Annotated in this window: 3 protein-coding genes; all 3 read left to right on the forward strand. The window is 72.3% G+C overall.

The features are described from left to right. On the forward strand, window positions 1-708 hold a 708-nt coding region (locus tag VFW24_14665; protein ID HEX5268005.1), incomplete at its 5' end, for a pyridoxal 5'-phosphate synthase lyase subunit PdxS. Between the two features lie 95 nt (window positions 709-803). After that, window positions 804-1,394, forward strand: a complete 591-nt coding sequence (pdxT, locus tag VFW24_14670; protein ID HEX5268006.1) for a pyridoxal 5'-phosphate synthase glutaminase subunit PdxT — start codon at window positions 804-806, stop codon at window positions 1,392-1,394. Between the two features lie 16 nt (window positions 1,395-1,410). Further along, window positions 1,411-2,178, forward strand: coding sequence for a YebC/PmpR family DNA-binding transcriptional regulator (locus VFW24_14675; GenBank protein ID HEX5268007.1), 768 nt, complete (start codon window positions 1,411-1,413; stop codon window positions 2,176-2,178). Window positions 2,179-2,289: the final 111 nt, after the last annotated feature.

Raw genomic sequence — 2,289 nt, forward strand, 5'->3', positions numbered from 1 at the left:
GTGGCGCGGATGAGCGACCCGGCGCTGATCGAGGCCATCCAGGAGGCGGTCACGATCCCGGTGATGGCCAAGGCGCGGATCGGCCACTTTGCCGAGGCCCAGGTGCTCGAGGCCCTGCGCGTCGACTACATCGACGAGAGCGAGGTGCTCACGCCGGCGGACGAGGCCCACCACATCGACAAGTGGGCGTTCACGGTCCCGTTCGTCTGCGGCGCCACCAACCTGGGGGAGGCCCTGCGGCGGATCTCCGAGGGGGCGGCCCTGATCCGCTCCAAGGGGGAGGCGGGGACCGGCAACATCGTCGAGGCGGTCCGCCACCTGCGCTCGATCCTCGGGGACGTCCGCAAGATCACCCAGGCCGACTCCGCCGAGCGCTACGCCTGGGCCAAGCAGCTCCAGGCCCCGGTGGCGCTGGTCGAGGAGGTGGCCGAGACCGGCCGCCTGCCGGTTCCGCTGTTCTGCGCCGGCGGGATCGCCACCCCGGCCGACTCCGCCCTGGTGATGCAGCTCGGGGCCGAGGCGGTGTTCGTGGGCTCGGGCATCTTCAAGTCCGAGGACCCGGCCCGCCGGGCCCGGGCCATCGTCGAGGCCACCACCCACTACCGGGACGCCGGCATCGTGGCCAAGGTGAGCCGGGGCCTCGGCGCCCCGATGGTCGGCCAGGAGGAGAGCGAGCTGACGGTCAAGCTGGCCGAGCGCGGGTGGTAGGACGGCCGGCGTGGGGCCGGGGCCCCACGCTCGGAGGAGCCGGGGTGCAGGGGACCCGGCGGGGCGCCGAAGGCGCCGTATAGCGGTGCCGCCAGGTGAAGGTCGGCGTCCTGGCCCTGCAGGGGGACGTCAGGGAGCACGTCTCGGCGCTGGCTGAGATCGGGGCCGAGCCGGTCGAGGTCCGCACACCGGAGGCGCTGGCCGGCGTGGACGCCCTGGTGCTTCCCGGGGGGGAGTCGACCACCCTGTCCATGCTCCTGGAGTCGTCGGGGCTGGCCACCGCCGTCGGGGAGCGGCTCGCCGACGGGATGCCGGCGCTCGGCACGTGCGCGGGGATGATCCTGCTGGCCCGCGAGGTGCGCGGGGGCCGTTCGGACCAGCGCTCGTTCGGGGTCGTGGACATCTCGGTCCGCCGCAACGGCTTCGGGCGTCAGGTCGAGTCCTTCGAGTGCGAGCTCGACGTCCCGGCCCTGGGCCCCCCGGCCCTGCCGGCCGTGTTCATCCGGGCCCCGCTCGTCGAGGAGGTGGGGCCGGATGTCGAGGTGCTGGCGTCGCTGCGCCGGTCCGACGGCTCCACCACTCCCGTGCTGTGCCGGCAGGGCCATCACGTCGTCGCGGCCTTCCATCCCGAGCTGTCGGGGGACGGTCGCATCCACGAGCTGTTCGTCGCGTCGGTGCGGCGCTGAGGCAGGAGAGTCGCGGATGTCGGGTCACTCGAAGTGGGCCACGATCAAGCACAAGAAGGGCGCGCAGGACAAGGCGCGGGGGAAGCTGTTCGCCAAGCTGATCCGCCAGGTCGAGGTGGCGGCGCGCGAGGGCGGGGGGGACATCACGAGCAACGCCACCCTGCGCACCATGTTCAACAAGGCGCGCGACGCGTCGGTGCCCACCGACACCATCGAGCGGGCCATCAAGCGCGGCACCGGTGAGCTCGAGGGGGTGCGCTACGAGCCGGTGAGCTACGAGGGCTACGCCCCGGCCGGCGTGGCGATGATCGTCGAATGCCTGACCGACAACCGGAACCGGACCGGCGCCGAGGTCCGCAGCCTGTTCACGCGCAACGGCGGGTCGATGGCCGAGCCCGGCGCCGTGTCGTGGCAGTTCGAGCGCAAGGGGGTGGTGATCCTGCCCCGCTACCGGCCCGACAAGTCGGAGATCACCGAGGACGAGCTCATGCTCGTGGCCCTCGACGCCGGCGCCGAGGACCTGACCGACCAGGGGGACACCTGGCAGATCACGAGCCCCCCTACCGAGCTCGGCCAAGTGCGCACCGCCCTCGAGGAGGCGGAGATCCCGTTCGACTCCGCCGACCTCACCATGCTCCCGACCACAGCCATCCCGCTGGACAACGAGGGAGACGCCCGCAAGGTCCTCCGGCTCATGGACGCCCTCGAGGAGCTCGACGACGTCCAGAACGTGTTCGCCAACTTCGACATCCCGGACTCCGTCCTCGACACGATCGAGGCGTAGGGATCCCCCCGGCGGAGGGACCGGGACGGTAAATTCGAACGGGTGTTCGTGCTCGGCATCGACCCCGGGGTGTCCCGCTGCGGCTACGGCTGCGTGGAGCGCAGCGGGGGC

Source organism: Acidimicrobiales bacterium, assembly GCA_036273495.1.
Taxonomy (GTDB): domain Bacteria; phylum Actinomycetota; class Acidimicrobiia; order Acidimicrobiales; family JAJPHE01; genus DASSEU01.

Coding starts and splice junctions, on each gene's coding strand:
- VFW24_14675 (HEX5268007.1), top strand. CDS start 1,411: ATGTCGGGTCACTCGAAGTGGGCCACGATCAAGCACAAGAAGGGCGCG.